The following is a 17,781-nucleotide window of genomic DNA, read 5'->3' as shown; positions in this document are numbered from 1 at the left end:
GCGCGGGGACCGCGGGAGACGCCGGACTGTGGGCCGGATCGAGCGCGGCGGTGGGGATGGCGGCGATCCCGTTCGGAGCCCACCAGGCCGGCTCGGAATTTCGCCGGTTGCGCAGCCGCGCCTGCGGCCGCGCGCAAACCTCGGCAGGTGGAATACCACCCCGCATCCCAATGGCACCAATACGCGACCATGGTGAAACTGCGAATATTCTTTGGTGTATCCCGGTACAATTCACCTGCTTGCTCTGAGGCGCTCAAAGCAAGCAGGTTTGTTTCACAGAACGGGATCATCACCGCCGTCTTCTGTGCGACCGGTGTCGTTCGCGGCGTTCGATATTGATCGGATGCTCGCGCCCGAGGCTTCGGTAGAAGCCATTGCCCCTGGACCAGATCAGGAACTGGCTGAAGCTGTCGACCTGGTCGTCGTGCCGTCCGCGCGGGAAGGACTGCGTCTCGCGTTTGAACACCGGGAGCCAGGGCGCCTGGGCCGGAAGCAGGACCTTGCCTTCCTCCACTGCCGCGCAGGCGGCAGCGAAGCGGATTTCCTTTTCCCTGTCGGGCTTTATGGCAACATAGCGCTTGTCGTCATAAAACAACTCCTGGAACAGCGGCCGGCCGGTCGCGGCATCCTCGATCAGCACCTTGTCGGGCTTCCACTCCTTGACCAGCGCCAGCACTTTCGCCTTGAGTTCGGGGTAGTCCAACTGCCCGCGCCAGACGTCGAGCAGATGCCAGTGCGGCGGCAGGAACCCCCAGGTGGTGCAGACGGAAAAGTCCGACCTCGGATCAGCCGAGGTCCCGGTGTCCCAGCTCTGGACGACCACGTGGTACCCGTTGCGCGGCAAGACCTCGTCATAGGTGCCGAACCAGTCCCAACGCAGCGGCGACCCGTCCGGCGCAATCGGGTTCTGCTGGTACTGGCAGTTGAAGATGGCGGACCCCATTTCACGGCGCATGCGATCCAGGGTCGCGCGGTCGAGCTTCTCCGGGAACAGGAGATCGCCCGGCTTGCGGCGATGCACCTGCCCCCGCCCGATCGGAATGATCTCGGGTTCCTCGGCAATCGCCGGCAGGTTCAGGTGCCGGTAGGTGCCCTTGTCCAGAAGATAGCCCGGAGGGTCCATTTCATGCAGCCGCTGGGCGATCATCACGACCCGTCCCTCCGCCGGATTGTCAAAGCGCGACAGCAAGGTGCCCTCGATGAACTCCTGCGCCCGGATCAGTTCCGCCTCGGAATTGGCATCCCCGGCCTTCAGAAGATCGTCGATGATGATGTAGTCGGCGCCGTGGCCCGTCACAGAACTGCCGATGGAAACCGCCTTGCGGCTGCCGCCCATCGTGGTTCTGATTTCTTCCGACGTATTGCCCTTCTTCGCCAGCCGGGTCTGCGGGAACATCTCCCGGTACCAGCGCGAGGCCATCACCCGCCGGCAATCCTCGGAATGTTTGCGGGCGAGATCGAGCCCGTAGCTGGCCACGATGATCTTGGCCCCGGGATCATGCCCGAGCAGGAAGGCCACATAGGCGACCGCCACGGTCACGGATTTCAGGCAGCGGGGCGGGATGTTGATGACCAGCCGCTGGTTCTCACCGGTCCGCACATTGTCCAGTTCATGGCACATGGCGCGCACATGCCAGACCGGTTCGAACCGGTTGTTGGGCCCGTGGTGAAGGGTTGAGAAGGCTTTCCAGACAAAAGCGAAGAAGTCGCAGCGGTACAGCGCAGATGACGTCCGCAGCGCCAGTTGACGGTCTTGCAGGGTCATGGATCTGTCTCCTCGTCATCGATATCGCCCGGCTCGCTTTCGCCAGCGACGTGAATGCCGCCTTCGCGGATTTGCGTGGCAAAATACGCCAGCACATCCTCGTCAGTCTGATCCGGGACAACCGCCTGCTCAATCTTGTCTGCCTCCTGCTGTACCCGAGTGCTCAAGTCCTCATCGAAAAAAGCCAGCATCTTCAGCGCAGCCATATCGCCCCCGAGGGCCTTGGCGACCAGGCGCTTGGCGGCGGCCTCTGCCTTGGAGACCTTCACCTCGCGACCACCTTCCCGGACCGTCACCTTGCTTTCCATTTCCTGCCTAAGGCTGGCAGTAGAGCCCATTGCCCCCTTTGGCCGCCCTTTCGGGTTGCCGGACTGGCCCTTTTTGAACCGGGTGTGTTTCGGCGGTTTGCCGTAGCCGACCTCGTAGTCTTTTGTATCGTCAGACATGGCCGGCCTCCTGGTCTTCGGCGGTGACCAGCGCTGCTGCGCGGTCGTCAAACGTCTCGCCGCTTGTGGCGAGAACAGCGTTCTGACCGGTCCTCTCCTGCCAGCGGCGGATGGCGACATCGACATAGAGCGGGTCGAGCTCGATCAGCCGGGCGCGGCGCCCGGTCTTCTCGGCCGCCAGCAGCGTGGCGCCGGAGCCGCCGAAGGCATCCAGCACCACGTCGCCGCGATGGGTGACATCCATGATCGCATCCGCCACCAGCGCCGTCGGCTTCACCGTCGGGTGATCCGCGAGATCCGCCGCGCGCGCCTTGCCGAAGCTGTTGACCCCGGCATAGTCCCAGACATTGGTGCGGTTGCGGCCATGCCGGCCCAGCTCGACATTGTTGATGTGCGGCGCGCCTGGCTTGCGGAAGACGCAGACCAGCTCGTGCTTGGACCTGTAGAGGCTGCCCATGCCACCGTTGGTCTTGTTCCAGACGCAGAGATTGATCAGCTCGAGGCCAGCAGCCTTGCCGGATGCGATCAGGTCCTCCACGTGACGCCAGTCCATGCAGATCATGGCGATGCCGCCACTTGGCAGGTTCACCACGAGACGGGCCAGGACCCTGCCGAGAAAGCCGCGGAACTCGGCCTCCGACATCTCGCCCGAAGCCATGGCGAACTCGCGATGCGCGCCATCCTTGCCCGACCGCACATGGCCCTGCACCGGCACATTGTAGGGCGGATCGGTGAAGACCATGGCCGGCCCCTCCCCCTCCAGCACCCGGGTGTAGCTGGCCGCCTCCAGCGCATCGCCACAAAAGATACGGTGGTCGCCGAGGCGCCAGAGATCGCCCGGTTGCGTCACCGCCGGCCGCGCCGGGTCCGGTGCCTCGACGGTTTCGGCGGGGTCGCTCCCGGCCTCCCCCACGCCGCCGATGAGAATGTCGATCTCCGGCACCTCGAAGCCGGTGATGTCGAGGTCAAAGTCCAGAGTGCCGTCGAGACTGAGGTCCATCAGCTCGGCGAACTCGATCTGCAGCGCCTCCGGGTTCCAATCCGACAGCTCCGCCAGCCTGTTGTCGGCGATGCGCAGGGCGCGCACCTCCGCCGGGGACAGGTGATCGGCGACCACGGTCGGAATCGCGGTGAGGCCAAGCACCCTGGCCGCTTCATAGCGCCCGTGGCCCGCGATGATCACCCCCTCGCCATCCACGAGGATCGGGGTGACGAAGCCGAACTGCGCCACCGAGGCCTTCAACTTGCCGATATTCGCGGCAGAGTGGATGCGGTTGTTGTTGGCATAGGGCCTGAGATCGGCAATGGGCGTCTGGACAACCTTCTCGGCCATCCAGACCGGGTTCGTCGATGCCGGGGCATCGGGTTTCTTGGATTGTGTGCGCATGGGCGCCTCCATTCGTCGGGGCTGTACCGACAGCCAGTTTCAGAATGGATCGCAACGGGGAAACCGGAGAGAGCATGAACAGCAACTCCCCGGACCGAACGATCCGAGTTGTTGCTCCTTCGAATGCTCCCTGCGGAAACGTGTCTTTCCAATGAGTGCTGCCAAACGGAGCAGTCTGCCGCCCCGTTGTCCGGACGGCTATGGCGAAGATAGGCAAACGAGGCATCTGATGCAAGCATTTTTGCCTTAAGAAGGTATATTAACATACTGTTTATAATACCAAAAATCTTAGCCGCGGTATCACGCCTCGGCATGTACCGGGCGCATCGCCCTACGCTGCGGAAAGGACTGGACTACCGCGCTGAACCACGCATCAGTGTCTCCACGCCCGACCCGTTCGGGCGCTCCCCGGTACCGGGGCATGGCACTCCGTCCGCCCCAGAACAGGAGGACTCCACCATGACGAAGACCAAACAGACCAAGACCGCGAGGGTGCGCGCGATGCTGCGCCGGCCAAAAGGCGCCACGATCGAGGCGATCTGCAAGGCCACCGGCTGGCAGCCGCATTCGGCCCGGGCCGCTCTGAGCGTGCTGCGCAAGGCGGGCGCGGAGATCGAACGGCGTCCGGCTCAGACGGCGGGTGCCGCGGCCACCTATCACCTTGCAGCCGAACCGGAGACGCGGTGATGGCCGCGCCGATCGGGATTGGGGCGCTGGAGGCGATGGACCGCCCGAAGCTTCTCGCGCTCTGGCAGGAGTTGTTCGGTGAACCCGCCCCGAAGATGCTGAGCCGGACCTTCCTGCGCCGTTTCATCGCCTTCGAGCTGCAGGCCCGCCGCCACGGCGGGCTGCCCCGGCAGGTGAAGACCGCGCTTGCCAAGGGAGCCGATCAAACCCCGCGAACGGTCAGCCCCGCCCTCAAGCCCGGTGGCCGGTTGCTGCGGGAATGGAACGGGGTGACTCATGTGGTCGATGTCACCGGGGGCGGCTATGTCTGGAAAGGGCAGACCCACCGCTCGCTCTCGGCCATCGCCCGCGCCATCACCGGCGCCCACTGGTCCGGGCCGCGGTTCTTCGGGCTGACCGGAAAGGCCGGCTCATGAGCCAGCGCCCGAAGATCCGCTGCGCCATCTACACCCGCAAATCCTCGGACGAGGGCCTCGACCAGGAGTTCAACTCACTCGACGCCCAGCACGAGGCCTGTGCTGCCTATATCGCAAGCCAGCGCCACGAAGGCTGGAAGCTGCTGCCCGCCCGATACGACGATGGCGGGATCTCCGGCGGCACGCTGGAGCGCCCTGCCCTGCAGCGGCTGATGGAGGAGATCGAGGCCGGGCGCGTCGACATGGTGGTGGTCTACAAGATCGACCGGCTGACCCGGTCGCTGCCGGATTTCGCCCGGCTGGTCGACCGGCTGGAGACCGCGGACTGCTCCTTCGTCTCGGTCACCCAGGCCTTCAACACCTCCTCCTCGATGGGCCGGCTGACGCTCAACGTGCTGCTGTCCTTCGCCCAGTTCGAACGCGAAGTCACCGCCGAGCGCATCCGCGACAAGATCGCCGCCTCCAAGAAGAAGGGCCTCTGGATGGGCGGTGTGCCCCCGATCGGCTACGATCCGCATCCCGATCCCATGCGCCGGGAACTGGTGGTGAACGCCCCCGAGGCCGACGTGGTCCGGCACGTGTTCACCCTCTATGCCAGCCACAAATGCCTCGCCGCCGTCACGCGCGAGGCCCGGGCGTTGGGCCTGCGCTCCAAGCGCCATGTCTTCTCCACCGGCCGGCAACAGGGCGGCAACGCCCTGAGCCGGGGCCAGATCCACAAGATCCTCACCAACCCGATCTATCTCGGCCGGATCCGCCACAAGGACAAGACCTTCCCCGGCCTGCACCCGGCGATCATCGAACGGGATCTCTGGGACCAGGTCCAGGCCCTGCTGCAGGCCGCCAGCGCACGGCGGCGGGGCGCCCCGGCCGGTGAACCGACCGGCGATGCTGCCCCTCTCAAAGGCAAGCTCCGGGACGACACCGGCGACCTGCTCACCCCGACCCACACCCGGAAGACCGGCAAGCAGCTGCGCTACTACATCTCCAACCGCCTGGTCTCCGGCGGCCCCGACCCCGCAGGCTGGCGCCTGCCCGCAGAGGCCCTGGAACAGGCGGTTGCCAGGGCCATCTCCGATCATCTCGCGGATCACGCGAAACGGCATTCGGTGCTCGTCGACGCCGATGCGACCTCATCGATCCCGGCCTCCCGGGCGATCGCGGACGTGGCATCCCGGATCTCGGCAAAGGGTTCGTCCCTGGCCGCGCGGCTGATCACCTGCGGAGAGATCGGACATGGCCGATTGGCGCTGCATCTCGACCGAACCGCCCTGGCCAATACCGCCGCCCTGCCCGCCCACGATCTGAACCCGGCGCTGCTCGCTCTGGATGTTCCCTTCACCTGCCGCCGCCACGGTGTCGAGATGAAGATCGTCGCCGGCACCCGCGCGCCCGCGCCCGATGCCACGATGATCCGGGCGCTGCGCAACGCCCATCGCTGGGCCGCAGCCCTGAAATCCGGCACGCCCCTCACGCGACTCGCCACGGACGAGAAAACCTCCGAACGCTACGCCGCCCGCATCATCGCGCTCTCCGGCCTTTCGCCAAGAATCCAGGCCGCCATCCTCGACGGCACCCAGCCCATGGATCTGACCCTGAAGCGGCTCCTCGCCACCAGCCTGCCGCTGGACTGGCGCGACCAGGAACAGGCCTTCGGCTTCCGTACCTGAGCCACTTCCCTGATCTTTCGGAACCCTTCCCTGTTCAGCCGAAAACATTCCCTGTTCCGGTCAGAAAATTCCCTGTTCCCCCGCCCAGGGAATTCGACCGCAAGGCATTGATATCACGCGCATAAACAGAGGACGCAACGATCGAATTCTCTGCAATTCGCGAAAATTCCCTGTAAATCGACCCGAAACAGGGAAACGCACCCGAAACCGGACCTCCGTTCCAGGCCACCTGAGACTCCCGCCAATTTGACCCGGGACCTGAGCAGAAAGGTGCGTCTCCGACCGCGACCCCACCGCGCAACCGACGGAAATCACGCCGAAATTCGGCACAGTCTGGACATGGGAAATAGAGACGATTGTCGGTGGCGGAGAGACAGGGATTCGAACCCTGGAGACGGTTTCCCGCCTACACACTTTCCAGGCGTGCGCCTTCGACCACTCGGCCACCTCTCCACGTTGGGGTGTTTGCCGGATCGGTGCGTGTATTGCAAGCCGGAAAAACGCCTTGAATACGCCACGCCCCAGGAGACCTGCAAGGCTAGGCGGGGTCCGGTTTCGGTGGGTTCAGGACCTCGGGGTTGCGCAACCAGACGTCCCTCTGGGCGAAGGGGATCTCGATCTCTTCCTCGGTGAAACGTTTGGCGATTTCGTGGTTCATGTCAGACTTGACCGACAGCACCCAGTTCACGTCGCGCAGGATCGCGCGGATCTCGAAGTCGAGGGAATCCGCTCCGAAGCCCTGGAACACGACTGCCGGCGCAGGGTTGGCCAGAACCATCGGGTGAGCATTGGCGATCTGCTGCAGGATCTTCTCGACGCGGCGCGTGTCGGTTCCGTAGGCCACACCGACAGGCACGATCACGCGTCCCACGGTGTTTCCGCGGGTGTAGTTGGTAACCGTTCCGCTGATCAGGTCCGAGTTCGGAACGATCACGTCCGTCCGATCGAAGGTCTCAATCCGGGTCGATCGCACCGAGATATCGCGCACATAGCCCATCAGACCGCCGACCTCGATCCAGTCGCCCTTGGAGATCGGGCGTTCGATCAGCAGGATGATCCCACTCACGAAGTTCGACACGATGGTCTGCAACCCGAAACCGATGCCGACCGACAGCGCACCCGCGACGATCGCGAGAGAGGACAGGTCGAAACCGGCGCCGGTGATCGCGATGAGCGCGGCAAGAAAGACGCCGAGATAGCCCGCGAAGGACACGATCGCGTTTTGCCCCCCCGCATCTATGCTGGTCTTCGGCAACAGGTTCGTGCGCAGCGCACCTTGCACCAGTTTTGTCAGCGAATACCCGACCGCGAAAATGACGACGAATGTCAGGAAACTGACCGGCGATATCTGCACGCCACCGACGGTGAAGCCGGCGACGAACCGCTCCCAGACCTCTACCAGATCGACCGCCCGCGCCCCCCAGATCAGGGCCAGGATCGGCAAGGCCACCAGCGACAGGCCGAACCCGACCAGAACGGTGAACAACGAGTCCTGCGCGGCTTCTCCCTTGCCCGACAGCCAGCCGTAAACATTGCCAAAGAAGCGCTGGAGAATCGCAAAGGCGGAGATCAGGGCCAAGGTCAGGATCGCCGGGTAGATGATCGCCTCGGCGGCGTTGAAATAGCCGAACACGGCGAGCACCGGTGCGGTCAGCGCCATCAGTGTGATGACCCGCCTGAGTCCCGCCAGCAACCTTGAGGAACCCGAGGTGTTTGCGGGATCTTCGTCCTCTTCCGCCACCAGCTGGCGTTGGATAATACTGATGCGCTGGATCCGGAGCAGAACCAGTGCCGAGATCAGGATCGGAGGAAACCCGATGATCGCACGCGTCGCATCCGACAGGGGAACGGCCTGCTGAAACATCGAGATCGCGTCCTGCGCGACGATCATGACGCCCAGCAGCCCGACCATCAGCCGTGTCTCCGTGCGGTGATAGGGCTTCCTGAACTCCAGCTTGTCGAAGGTGCCTTCGGCCGTGACCTGCAACCCCAACCAGCGGAAGAAAAGGTAGATGAAGCTCCATCGCGGAATGGCGCTTATCAAGGCCGCGCCCCGCTCGCCCAGCCCGGTCAGCAACAAACCTACGCAGATCAGGACGACCCCGAAATACGGCAGGATGATCCGGGCGAGAGAGACGACGAAGCTCCAAACCCCGTGCCTGCTGCCACCGAGCCGGCGCAGGTAGTTGCCGAGCCGCTCGGACCAGTGCGCGCCCATGACGATCAGCAAAAGACCGACAACGCTCAGCACGAGCAGAAGCGGCCAGGAATCGTGAAGCACATCGTTTGTTTGTGGGGCCTGGGCCGCTTCGCGCAGGTTTTGGAAGTCGGCCACGATGGCAGTCTTGAACTCGCGGAACGCTTCGGTCCAGTGGGTCGGATTCAGGGGAGACGGGCCGCGCGCGAGGAGCTGCGAGGCCTGTCTTTCGCGCACCACGCGGTCGATTTCACTGATCAACCCATTGGCGCGATTGAACGCTTCTTCGGCCACGACCTGGGGCACGCGCAACTCGTCAAGCTGTGCGTTCAGCGTTTGCCGCAGGTCGGCGATGTCCTTGGGTTCCTCGCCCTCCTCGGGCTTGGGACCGAGCGCTTCGAGTTGCGACTCAAGCGTCCTGATACGAACCGCATTCTTGTCGCGCCCTTCCGCGAAGGTCTCGCGGAACGCGGCGATCTGCTTGCGATACTCGCTTAGAACCTCGTTGGGCTCCGTCGGTTCGTCCAGCGCCTTTTCGGTTTCGTCGGCCAGCTCTTGCCAGCCGGCATAGATGTCACGATCGGGATCCGAAACCTGGGCGATGGACGCGCCGGCGAAGACTGCCAGCAGCAGGGCCAGACACAGTGTTCTGAGCGCTCGCACGGATATCATGCGTCCTGGAACACGCCCGGAATGCTGGCCGGCGCTCGGGTCAGCCAAGCCGGTGTCGGCAGGTTCCGGTCCTTCAGGAAGTCAGGGTTGAACAGCTTGGACTGGTAGCGGGTGCCATAGTCACACAGGATTGTCACGATCGTGTGGCCGGGACCCATTTCCCGCGCCATCCGCATGGCGCCCGCGACGTTGATGCCCGAAGAGCCGCCAAGGCAGAGTCCCTCGTGTTCGAGGAGATCGAAGACCACGGGCAGCGCTTCTTCGTCGGGAACCTGGTAGAGCATATCGGGCGTGAACCCGTCGAGATTGGCGGTGATCCGTCCCTGCCCTATCCCCTCGGTGATCGAGTTGCCCTCGGCTGCCGCTTCGCCATCACGATAAAGCGTGTAGAGGCCCGACCCCATCGGATCGGTCAGGGCAACCTTGACGCCCTTGGGCTGCAAGACCTCGGCCACGCCGGCGAGCGTCCCGCCGGAGCCAACCGCGCAGGTGAACCCATCGACATTGCCACCGGTCTGCTCCCAGATCTCGGGTCCGGTGGTTTCGACATGCGCCTGACGGTTCGCCACGTTGTCGAACTGGTTGGCCCAGATCGCACCGTTGGGTTCGCTCCGGCCCAGTTCCTCGGCCAGGCGTTCGGAGTAGCGGACATAGTTGTTGGGGTTCTTGTAGGGGGCGGCGGGCACCTGAACCAACTCTGCACCCGCGAGGCGAAGCATGTCCTTCTTTTCCTCGCTTTGCGTTTCGGGGATCACGATCACCGTCTTGAAGCCCATCGACGCGCCCACCAGCGCAAGGCCGATTCCGGTATTGCCAGCGGTCCCTTCGACGATCGTTCCGCCCGGTTTCAAGGTGCCGCGCGCGATGGCGTCCCGGATGATGAACAGCGCGGCGCGGTCCTTGACGGACTGCCCGGGGTTCATGAATTCCGCCTTGCCAAGGATCTCGCAGCCGGTTTCCTCACTTGCGCGGCGCAACCGGATCAAGGGCGTGTTTCCGACGGCCTCGGCCAGATCTCGGGCAATGTGCATCACGGGTCCATCCTTTCGCTTTGGCACCGGTGTAGCGTTGCTGTGTGTCGACCTCAAGCGATCCCGGACACGGTCGCGTTACAAGGCGCTGCGCAGCCTGCCGCGATGCCGCGCCAGCCAGAGCGCGGTCGTGACCAGCGGCATGTCGCGGTAAAGGCCGGCATCCACACGATCGATGAGCTCCGTGAACGGCAGGATCGCGGTCCTGATATCCTCGCCAAGATCGGTCCCGCCGGTCGCCGCGACAGGTCCGTCCAACTGGGTCAGGCCGACGAACAGATGCAGGAACTCGGTCGATGAGCCGGTGCTGGAATAGACCTGCGCCACCGGCTCCAGTCTGTCGATCTCGATCCCGGCCTCCTCGTGTGCTTCGCGCCGGGCGGCGGTCTCCGCGTCTTCGCCCGGATCGAGCAGCCCTGCGACCGGCTCCCAGACCCAGGGCGCGGGGTCGCCTGCCAGGTACACCGGTGCGCGGAACTGTTCGACCAGCAAAACCTCATCCCGAGCCGGATCATAGGGCAGCACCACCGCTGCCTGCCCGACCACGAGGGCTGCACGGTTCACCTTTGGTCCCATCGTGCCGTCATGCTGCCGCACGCTCAGATCGACCTCTTCCAGCGCGAAGAAATTCGCGTAGGGCAAGCGATGGTCGCCGGCCCTGACATCGCGAGAAAGGTCGCGATCGCGGTCGGGTGCCCCCTGCCGGGCGGCAACGCGGGCTGCCGCACGCCGTCGAATGGCGTCAAACCGGACGGCGACATCTTGGGGAGACCATCGCCCGAACAACGACATGACTTCGCGGGCGGCTTCTTCGCTGATAGCACCCCAGCGCGCGGCCCAGTCAGCCAGGGACCACAGCGCGCCAACCGGCCATTTCTCCTCCTCGGCAAAGAACATCTGTGCCGACACCTTGCCGTTGCCCGTGCGCACCGTGACAGGGACAAGGTCGTAGCCGAAACCACCTTCGTAGAAGCGAAGCCGGGCAAGGTCCGCACCCGAAAGCCCACGCACGAGCATGCCCTGTGCGCAGGCGCCGGCCTCAGCGATTATGATCGGAAAGGGCTGATCCCGAACCCAGTGGACCGCATGATCCGGCAGTTCCGCCGGAGTGATGTCAATCTGCGCCGGACCGCGCCCCAATACGATGGACAGCAACGGCGCGTGTCGGAGGGTTCCGAAAAAGAACAGGTCAGTCAATGGCTTGCTTCCGGTTCTTCACGATCACCGCCAGCGACGCCAAGCGAATTCCGTGGCCAGCCCCGACAGCACTCCGCCGATCAGCACCGTGGCGATGATCGGCGGCACCAGCAGCATCATGCCATACTCCGCAGCGATCTCGAAAATGGCCAGAACCGCCTCGAACGGGCTGTCAAAACGGTTCCGGGTCGCCTGACGGAACATCTCGTAGCAGCCCTGAACGAACAGGCCCCAGAAGATCAAAGCGGCGACCCCGGTCAGGCCGTTGTTGATGCCCGGCGTGGTGCCCCGTCCCGCGCGTTTGCCCATGACGATCCACCCGACAAGAAGGCCGAGCGCCACGTTGATCCAGGTGAAATAGCCAAAGCCCGTGCCTTCTGGCATCAGCGGCATGATCTGCCCGGACAGAATGAACGCGATCAGCGCCAAGCTGACGGCGGCGACAAGACGGGCGGCATTGGGCATGTGGCAGATTCAGTTCCTAGGCGGGACGCGATACCGTTATCTGTGTCACGTCAACGTTGGAACTGTCAAAGGCCGCCGCGCAGGAGGTCAGGTAGAAATTCCACATACGACGGAACCTGTCGTCGAACCCCAGCTTGGCGATCTGATCCCACTTGTCATTGAAGGTCTCGTGCCAGCGTCTGAGCGTCAGATCATAGCTTGCTCCGAACTCGACCGAGCGCGCGACACCCAAACCGGCTTTCTCGATCTGGTCGCGCAGCACTGACGGCGCGGGAAGCATGCCGCCGGGAAATATGTACTTCTGGATGAAGTCCACGCCCCGCTTGTAAACCTTCCATCGACGGTCGGCTACGGTAATGATCTGCAGTGTCGCGTTCGCACCGGGCTTCAGCCGGTCACGCACCGTGTTGAAATAGACCGGCCAGTATTTTTCGCCTACGGCTTCGAACATCTCGATGCTGGCAATGCCGTCATAGGTCCCGGTCTCGTCGCGATAATCCTGCAGCTTGAAGTCGACCCGATCGCTTAGCCCTGCCTTTTCAATACGATCCACGGCGTAGTTGAACTGCTCCTGGCTGATCGTCAGTCCTGTCACGCGCAAGCCGCGTTCCTTGGCCGCGTATTCGGCGAAGCCGCCCCAGCCACAGCCGATCTCGAGAATATGGTCGCCGGGCTTCGCGCCCATCTGATCGACCATGCTCGCGTATTTGGCGATCTGTGCCGCTTCCAGACTCTCCTGCCCGGTTGTGAACAAGGCACTGGAATAGGTCATCGTGTCGTCCAGCCACAGCTTGTAGAAGTCATTGCCAAGGTCGTAGTGGTAGGAAATGTTCTTGCGCGCCTGCTTCCGGTTGTTGCGCTGCAGCCAGAAGCGGAGTTGCTCATAGGCCCAGACGAGCTTCATCCCCGGGAAGCCGTCATAGATCGTTTCGTTGCCCAGATGCACGAGATCCATGAACGCCTGCAGGTCCGGCGTGCTCCACCAGTTGTCGAGATACGCGTCGCAGAACCCAAGGTCACCTTCGCGGATCAACCGCGCGAAAAGGTCGTTGTTGTGGATTTCCAGCTCGGCCACCGGTCCGGGGTTGGCGCCCTCGCGGCGAAACACCCGCCCGTCATCCAGCTTGATGTCGAGCCGCCCGAAGTCCATGCGTTCGAGCATGTCCATGACCTGCGTGAAATACCGGGGCAGGTTTTCCTGCCCGTCCGTCGATGTCAGGATCATCCGCTTTCCCCTGTGCGGTTTGAGAAAAAGTTAATTCGACTCGGCCATTCGCGCAAGCGCGACGTCGCAAGCCGCTCAGAAGTCACGGTTTTCATAGGCGTCGAGTGCCGCCTTGCGCCCATCCGACGCAGAGACGATCGGCTCGGGGTAGGCGTCATCTGGCGACAGTGCCCAGTGGCGCGGCATCGCCTGAAAGTAGCTCAGCGCGCTGTCGGGCGGATTGCCCTGCCCCTCTGCGATCCAACGACGGACATAGCTTCGGTCACGGTCGAACTTGTCCAGCTGGGTGACCGGGTTGAAGACGCGGAAATAAGGCGCCGCGTCCGGCCCCGACCCGGCGGCCCATTGCCAACCCATCGCGTTACTCGCCGGATCCCAGTCGATCAGCGTGTCCGCGAACCAGTCGAGCCCGATCTTCCAGTGGCACATCAGGTGCTTCGTCAGATAGCTCGCCACGATCATTCGCCCGCGATTGTGCATCCGACCTGTCACATAAAGCTCGCGCATCGCCGCGTCGACAAACTGGACGCCGGTTCGCCCTTTTTTCCAGGCCCAGACCTCGGACAGGCGGGCATCCTCGTTCCATGGAAAGGCATCCCACTCCTGTCGCCAATTGCCGGTCAGGATGCGTGGCGTGTGATGCATCAGGTGATAGGCGAATTCGCGCCAGACCAGTTCCTTCAGAAAGGTCTCCGCGCCGGCCTTTCCTTCCTCGCGCGCGCGCAACCCGGCATGCCAGCAGCGATGCGGACTGATCTCGCCAAGACTCAGGTTTTCGGACAGGCCAGAGGTCCCGTCGACACCCGGAATGTCGCGGGTCTCGTCGTAGCGCTCGACCAGGTCGTCGATGAAATGATCGAGCCGATTCAGGGCCGCCGCCTCGCCAAGACGCACATGGGGGCGCACCACGTCTGCCCCGCGATCCATCGCGGCTCCAAGCGCCCAATCACCGAGATTGTCACTGGCTGGCCATGCATCCGGCGCTGGAATCCGGGAGGGCGCACTCAACGGGGTGTCGACATCGCGCGACTTCACGGCTTTCCACATCGGGCTGAAAACCTTGTAGTAGCTCCCTGCCCCGGTCTCCACCGTCCAGGGCTCGAACATCAAGTGGCCGCCGAAGGACCGCGCCTCGATTTCGGCGTCCTTCAAAGCCGATTTCACCTTGGTATCGCGCTCAACCGAGTCCGGATCGTAAAGCCGCGACCAGTAGACGGCGCAGGCTCCCGTTTCACGCACCAGTGCCTGTATCTGATCCAGAGCGTCGCCCTGCCTCAGGACCAAGGCACTTCCGGCAGAGCTCAGCTGCTCCGCAAGACACGATACTCCCAAGCCCAGCCGCCATTTCGGCGCTGCACCCAATCGCTCGGCCACGGTGTCGAAAATGAAGACCGGGATCACAGGCCGCCCGCTTTCGCAGGCGGCGGTCAGAGCCGGATGGTCTCCGAGGCGAAGATCGCGCCGAAACCATACCAGAATGGGTGAAGAACTGCTCATGTGCCCCCGCGTGTTTATTGCGATACGCAGCACATGCCGGATCGGATTAAAGAACGCGGTCTAATGCATTCATAAGTTGATCAATTTCTGACCGGGTCGTGTAATGCGTGAAGCTCAGCCGCAACACGCCGCGTTTGGGGTCCACCCCCATCGCGGTCAGCGGACGCACCGCATAGAAGTCTCCGCCGCCGGCCATGATGCCGTCCTGCACGAGATCCGCCGCGGCGGCAGCGCCGTCCCGGTTCAAGGCCAAAGCGACCGTGGGCGCTCGAACCGCCGCATCCGAGGGACCGATCAGCCGAACGGAATTCCGGTCGCTGACCGCATCCAGAAGCGGCTGCAACAACGTCTGTTCGTGGGCGCGCATCAGATCATGCACGAAGCGTCCGCGATCAGAGGCCTTGGCCGATCCCGACGGTCCGCCGTGATGGTCGCACAGCGCATCGATGTAGTCGGCCATGCCGGCACTGGCGGCGATCTGCCCATGGTCCGGCCCGGCAGGCGTGAGCCGCTTGTAGAGTGTGTCGCCGTTGAAGAAATGCGCCTGGTTGGGAAGCATCTCGCCAAGCGCGCGCCGGATGACCATTAGCCCCTGGTGCGGCCCATACGTCTTGTAGGCCGAGAACAGGTAGATGTCTGGTCCAAGCTGTCCGACGTCCGGAAAACCGTGCGGCGCGTAGGAAACCCCATCCACGCAGACGAAGGCACCCGCCGCATGGGCCATCGCCGTGATCTCGGTGATCGGGTTGATTTCGCCGACCACGTTCGAACAATGTGGAAAGCAAACCAGTCGCACCGAGTCATCGAGCAACCGTTCGAGATCCTCAGGGTCGAGATGCCCGGTTTCGGAATTCACCTGCCATTCGCGAATCTGGATGCCGCGCTCGGCCAGGCGCCGCCAGGGGCCGGAATTCGCCTCGTGATCCTGATTGGTCACGATAATGGCTTCTCCGGGTGTCATCCACTGACCGAAGGCCTGCGCCAGCACATAGGTGTTCTGCGTCGTGCTCGGACCGAAGCTCAGCTCGTCGGTTTCGACACCGAGTAGCCCGGCCAAGCGCCGCCGCGCCTCGTCCATCTCTTCACCGGCAAGACGGCTGGCCTCGTATGGCCCATAGGGCTGTACCTTGCGTTGAGTGTAAAAGCGCGTCAGCCGATCGATCACGGGCTTGCAGGTGAAAGAGCCACCCGCATTCTCGAAAAAGGCCTGCCCCGCGAGGGAGGGTTCGGACAACGCAGGGAACTGCGCGCGCACGAAATCGATATCGAGTTTGGTCATGGCCCGCAGAAAACGACGCGCGCCGGGCCTCGTCAAGCCCGGCGCGCGCCCTTGTCCACGTTAAATGCGTCCTATTTCATTTCCTGCCGTTCGGTCATCAACCCACGGAAGATCGCGAAACACATGACCAACAGCACGGCGGTGAAGAACAGACCGGTCGAAATCACCATGGCCTGAAGACTGTCCAGACCCGCCGTTCCGGCCGCGCCCAGCAAGAGCACTGCCGCGACACCGCCTTCGAAGATGCACCAGAAGATGCGCTGCGACACCGGTGCATCGACCTTGCCACCCGCCGTGATCGTGTCGATCACCAGCGACCCGCTGTCGGACGAGGTCACGAAGAAGATGATGACGAGCACCACCGCCAGAACCGAGGTGATCGACGCCAGCGGCAGTTCGCCCAGCATGGCGAAGAGCGAGATCTCGGGTTTGTAAGCCTCGATCACGTTCTGGAACACGCCCGACTCATTACCGCCGTTTATAACCTGGCTGATGGCGGTGCCGCCGAAGGTGGCCATCCAGAAGATGCAGACCAGCGATGGGATGAGCAGCACGCAGACGACGAATTCACGCACCGTGCGGCCCCGCGACACGCGCGCGATGAACATGCCGACAAAGGGGGACCAACTGATCCACCAGGCCCAGTAGAAGGTCGTCCAGCCATGCAGGAAGCCGGTATCTTCGCGCCCGAATGGATTGGAGAGCGGCACGATCTCCTGCGCGTAGGCCTTGATACCCCCGAAGAAGTCGCTCAGGATCACCGCGGTCGGCCCGATGAAGAATACGAAGAACAGCAGCAGGCCCGCCAGTCCCATGTTGATCTCCGACAGCACCTTCACGCCGCCATCCAGGCCTCGGATCACCGAGATCAGGGCGATCGCCGTGATGAAGGCGATGATCAGCACAAGCAACAGGGAGCTGTCGTTGGAGGCATCGGTATTGCCCCAGAGGAACCCCATAAAGTTGCGGGTGCCCTCTTCGGAATTGCCCGCGCCGAAGACATCGGTCAGGCCGGAAGCCACCTGCGTCGCACCAAAACCGAGCGACGTCGCGAGTCCGAACAGGGTGGCGAAGGCCGCCAGCGTGTCGATCACGTTGCCCCAGAAGCCCCAGACGCGCTCGCCCAGAAGCGGGTAGAAAGCTGACCGCAACGTAAGGGGCAAACCTTTGTTGTAGCTGAACAGCGCCAGCGCCAGCGCCACGATGGCGTAGATCGCCCACGGGTGCAGACCCCAGTGGAAGATCGTCGCCGCCATCGCCATCCGCCGCGCCTCGGCGACCTGTGCCGGATCGGCCACGACACCGTCGACGATGCCGAGAGACCCGCCCAGCGGCTGGTCGCCCCAGGGTGTGCCAAAGTAATAGACCGGTTCCAGAACGCCGAAGAACATCAAGCCGATACCCATCCCGGCGGCGAACAGCATCGCGAACCAGGCAGGATAGCTGTAGTCTGGCTCCGCTTCCGAACCGCCCAGCCTGACCGATCCCCAGGGCGTGACCACGAGGAGCAGCGCAAAGATCACGAACAGGTTCGCGGACAGAAGGAAAAACCAGTCGAACTGGCTCTTCACGTAGTCGCGGATCGCGAGGAACGTCTCGCGGGACCATTCGGGCGCGATCAGCGCGAGCGCCACGAACAAGATCACCATGACCGCCGAGACGCCGAAGACGGGGTTGTGGATGTCGAGCTTTATCGGCCCGATACTGGTTTCGATATTGTCCTGACCGATCTCGTAATCGGTCTCGATGATACCTGCCGCGCCTTCCGGCTCGGGGATACCCTGGTTGACTGTTTCATCGGCCATTTGGCCTTACCTCCTGTTGTTCCCGATTATCGCGTACGCAAG

The 17,781-nt window shown here is 63.4% G+C and carries 14 protein-coding genes and 1 tRNA gene; 3 read left to right on the top strand and 12 right to left on the bottom strand.

What is annotated here, in order from left to right:
- Positions 1 to 289 precede the first annotated feature (289 nt).
- Genes terL through JF290_RS04420 form a run of 3 tightly spaced genes read right to left on the bottom strand, consistent with a single transcriptional unit; the run spans position 290 to position 3,598 of the window.
- Entirely contained in the window at positions 290 to 1,765 is a 1,476-nt protein-coding gene (gene terL / locus JF290_RS04430; protein ID WP_199023552.1) for a phage terminase large subunit, read from the bottom strand.
- Positions 1,762 to 2,211 carry a DUF5681 domain-containing protein gene (locus JF290_RS04425; RefSeq protein ID WP_199023547.1) on the bottom strand — a complete coding sequence of 150 codons (450 nt, stop codon included), beginning with the start codon at positions 2,209 to 2,211 and terminating at the stop codon, positions 1,762 to 1,764. Before JF290_RS04425 ends, terL begins: the two co-directional genes overlap by 4 nt.
- Positions 2,204 to 3,598, bottom strand: a complete 1,395-nt coding sequence (locus JF290_RS04420) for a site-specific DNA-methyltransferase (protein ID WP_233155130.1) — start codon at positions 3,596 to 3,598, stop codon at positions 2,204 to 2,206. Before JF290_RS04420 ends, JF290_RS04425 begins: the two co-directional genes overlap by 8 nt.
- Positions 3,599 to 4,057: 459 nt before the next feature.
- Between JF290_RS04420 and JF290_RS19445 the strand changes: the two genes are divergently transcribed.
- The 3 genes from JF290_RS19445 to JF290_RS04405 are packed head-to-tail and all read left to right on the top strand — an operon-like array spanning position 4,058 to position 6,371.
- Positions 4,058 to 4,285: a DUF3489 domain-containing protein gene (locus JF290_RS19445; protein WP_233155129.1), complete on the top strand. Its 228-nt coding sequence runs from the start codon at positions 4,058 to 4,060 to the stop codon at positions 4,283 to 4,285.
- Entirely contained in the window at positions 4,285 to 4,701 is a 417-nt protein-coding gene (locus JF290_RS04410) for a DUF2924 domain-containing protein (RefSeq protein WP_199023544.1), read from the top strand. The genes JF290_RS19445 and JF290_RS04410 overlap by 1 nt, the downstream gene beginning before the upstream one ends.
- A complete protein-coding gene (locus JF290_RS04405) occupies positions 4,698 to 6,371 on the top strand; it encodes a recombinase family protein (protein ID WP_199023543.1) in 1,674 nt (557 codons plus the stop codon). The genes JF290_RS04410 and JF290_RS04405 overlap by 4 nt, the downstream gene beginning before the upstream one ends.
- A 363-nt stretch (positions 6,372 to 6,734) precedes the next feature.
- On the opposite strand, the gene JF290_RS04400 is transcribed toward JF290_RS04405, so the two are convergent.
- From JF290_RS04400 to JF290_RS04360, 9 genes are all read right to left on the bottom strand, one after another.
- Positions 6,735 to 6,824: transfer RNA gene (locus tag JF290_RS04400), tRNA-Ser, on the bottom strand.
- Positions 6,825 to 6,909: 85 nt separating this feature from the next.
- Positions 6,910 to 9,240 (bottom strand): DUF3772 domain-containing protein, encoded by a 2,331-nt coding sequence (locus JF290_RS04395; RefSeq protein ID WP_199023542.1) that lies wholly within the window; start codon positions 9,238 to 9,240, stop codon positions 6,910 to 6,912.
- On the bottom strand, positions 9,237 to 10,271 hold the full coding sequence (locus tag JF290_RS04390; protein ID WP_199023541.1) for a cysteine synthase A: 1,035 nt from the start codon (positions 10,269 to 10,271) through the stop codon (positions 9,237 to 9,239). Before JF290_RS04390 ends, JF290_RS04395 begins: the two co-directional genes overlap by 4 nt.
- 78 nt (positions 10,272 to 10,349) lie before the next feature.
- Entirely contained in the window at positions 10,350 to 11,468 is a 1,119-nt protein-coding gene (locus JF290_RS04385; RefSeq protein ID WP_199023540.1) for an NUDIX domain-containing protein, read from the bottom strand.
- Positions 11,469 to 11,492: 24 nt separating this feature from the next.
- Complete coding sequence (locus tag JF290_RS04380) at positions 11,493 to 11,933, bottom strand: TrgA family protein (protein WP_199023539.1); 441 nt, start codon at positions 11,931 to 11,933, stop codon at positions 11,493 to 11,495.
- A 16-nt stretch (positions 11,934 to 11,949) separates the two neighbouring features.
- Positions 11,950 to 13,158, bottom strand: a complete 1,209-nt coding sequence (locus JF290_RS04375) for an SAM-dependent methyltransferase (RefSeq protein WP_199023532.1) — start codon at positions 13,156 to 13,158, stop codon at positions 11,950 to 11,952.
- A gap of 75 nt (positions 13,159 to 13,233) precedes the next feature.
- Positions 13,234 to 14,655 carry a cryptochrome/photolyase family protein gene (locus JF290_RS04370; RefSeq protein ID WP_199023530.1) on the bottom strand — a complete coding sequence of 474 codons (1,422 nt, stop codon included), beginning with the start codon at positions 14,653 to 14,655 and terminating at the stop codon, positions 13,234 to 13,236.
- Between the two features lie 46 nt (positions 14,656 to 14,701).
- Entirely contained in the window at positions 14,702 to 15,934 is a 1,233-nt protein-coding gene (locus tag JF290_RS04365; protein ID WP_199023528.1) for an aminotransferase class V-fold PLP-dependent enzyme, read from the bottom strand.
- Positions 15,935 to 16,005: 71 nt separating this feature from the next.
- The gene (locus JF290_RS04360; RefSeq protein WP_199023526.1) at positions 16,006 to 17,739 is read right to left on the bottom strand and encodes a BCCT family transporter; all 1,734 of its coding nucleotides are present in this window, start codon (positions 17,737 to 17,739) and stop codon (positions 16,006 to 16,008) included.
- Between the last annotated feature and the right edge of the window lie 42 nt (positions 17,740 to 17,781).

It is taken from the genome of Sedimentitalea arenosa, assembly GCF_016428585.1.
In the GTDB taxonomy this organism is placed as follows: Bacteria; Pseudomonadota; Alphaproteobacteria; order Rhodobacterales; family Rhodobacteraceae; genus Sedimentitalea; species Sedimentitalea arenosa.
Note: the sequence above shows the minus strand (reverse complement) of the source record. Positions and strands in the feature narration are given on the sequence as shown.

What these genes read in the sequence shown, in the direction of transcription:
- terL (WP_199023552.1), bottom strand. Translation starts at nt 1,765, where the DNA reads ATGACCCTGCAAGACCGTCAACTGGCGCTGCGGACGTCATCTGCGCTG.
- JF290_RS04425 (WP_199023547.1), bottom strand. Translation starts at nt 2,211, where the DNA reads ATGTCTGACGATACAAAAGACTACGAGGTCGGCTACGGCAAACCGCCG.
- JF290_RS04420 (WP_233155130.1), bottom strand. Translation starts at nt 3,598, where the DNA reads ATGCGCACACAATCCAAGAAACCCGATGCCCCGGCATCGACGAACCCG.
- JF290_RS19445 (WP_233155129.1), top strand. Translation starts at nt 4,058, where the DNA reads ATGACGAAGACCAAACAGACCAAGACCGCGAGGGTGCGCGCGATGCTG.
- JF290_RS04410 (WP_199023544.1), top strand. Translation starts at nt 4,285, where the DNA reads ATGGCCGCGCCGATCGGGATTGGGGCGCTGGAGGCGATGGACCGCCCG.
- JF290_RS04405 (WP_199023543.1), top strand. Translation starts at nt 4,698, where the DNA reads ATGAGCCAGCGCCCGAAGATCCGCTGCGCCATCTACACCCGCAAATCC.
- JF290_RS04395 (WP_199023542.1), bottom strand. Translation starts at nt 9,240, where the DNA reads ATGATATCCGTGCGAGCGCTCAGAACACTGTGTCTGGCCCTGCTGCTG.
- JF290_RS04390 (WP_199023541.1), bottom strand. Translation starts at nt 10,271, where the DNA reads ATGCACATTGCCCGAGATCTGGCCGAGGCCGTCGGAAACACGCCCTTG.
- JF290_RS04380 (WP_199023539.1), bottom strand. Translation starts at nt 11,933, where the DNA reads ATGCCCAATGCCGCCCGTCTTGTCGCCGCCGTCAGCTTGGCGCTGATC.
- JF290_RS04375 (WP_199023532.1), bottom strand. Translation starts at nt 13,158, where the DNA reads ATGATCCTGACATCGACGGACGGGCAGGAAAACCTGCCCCGGTATTTC.
- JF290_RS04370 (WP_199023530.1), bottom strand. Translation starts at nt 14,655, where the DNA reads ATGAGCAGTTCTTCACCCATTCTGGTATGGTTTCGGCGCGATCTTCGC.
- JF290_RS04365 (WP_199023528.1), bottom strand. Translation starts at nt 15,934, where the DNA reads ATGACCAAACTCGATATCGATTTCGTGCGCGCGCAGTTCCCTGCGTTG.
- JF290_RS04360 (WP_199023526.1), bottom strand. Translation starts at nt 17,739, where the DNA reads ATGGCCGATGAAACAGTCAACCAGGGTATCCCCGAGCCGGAAGGCGCG.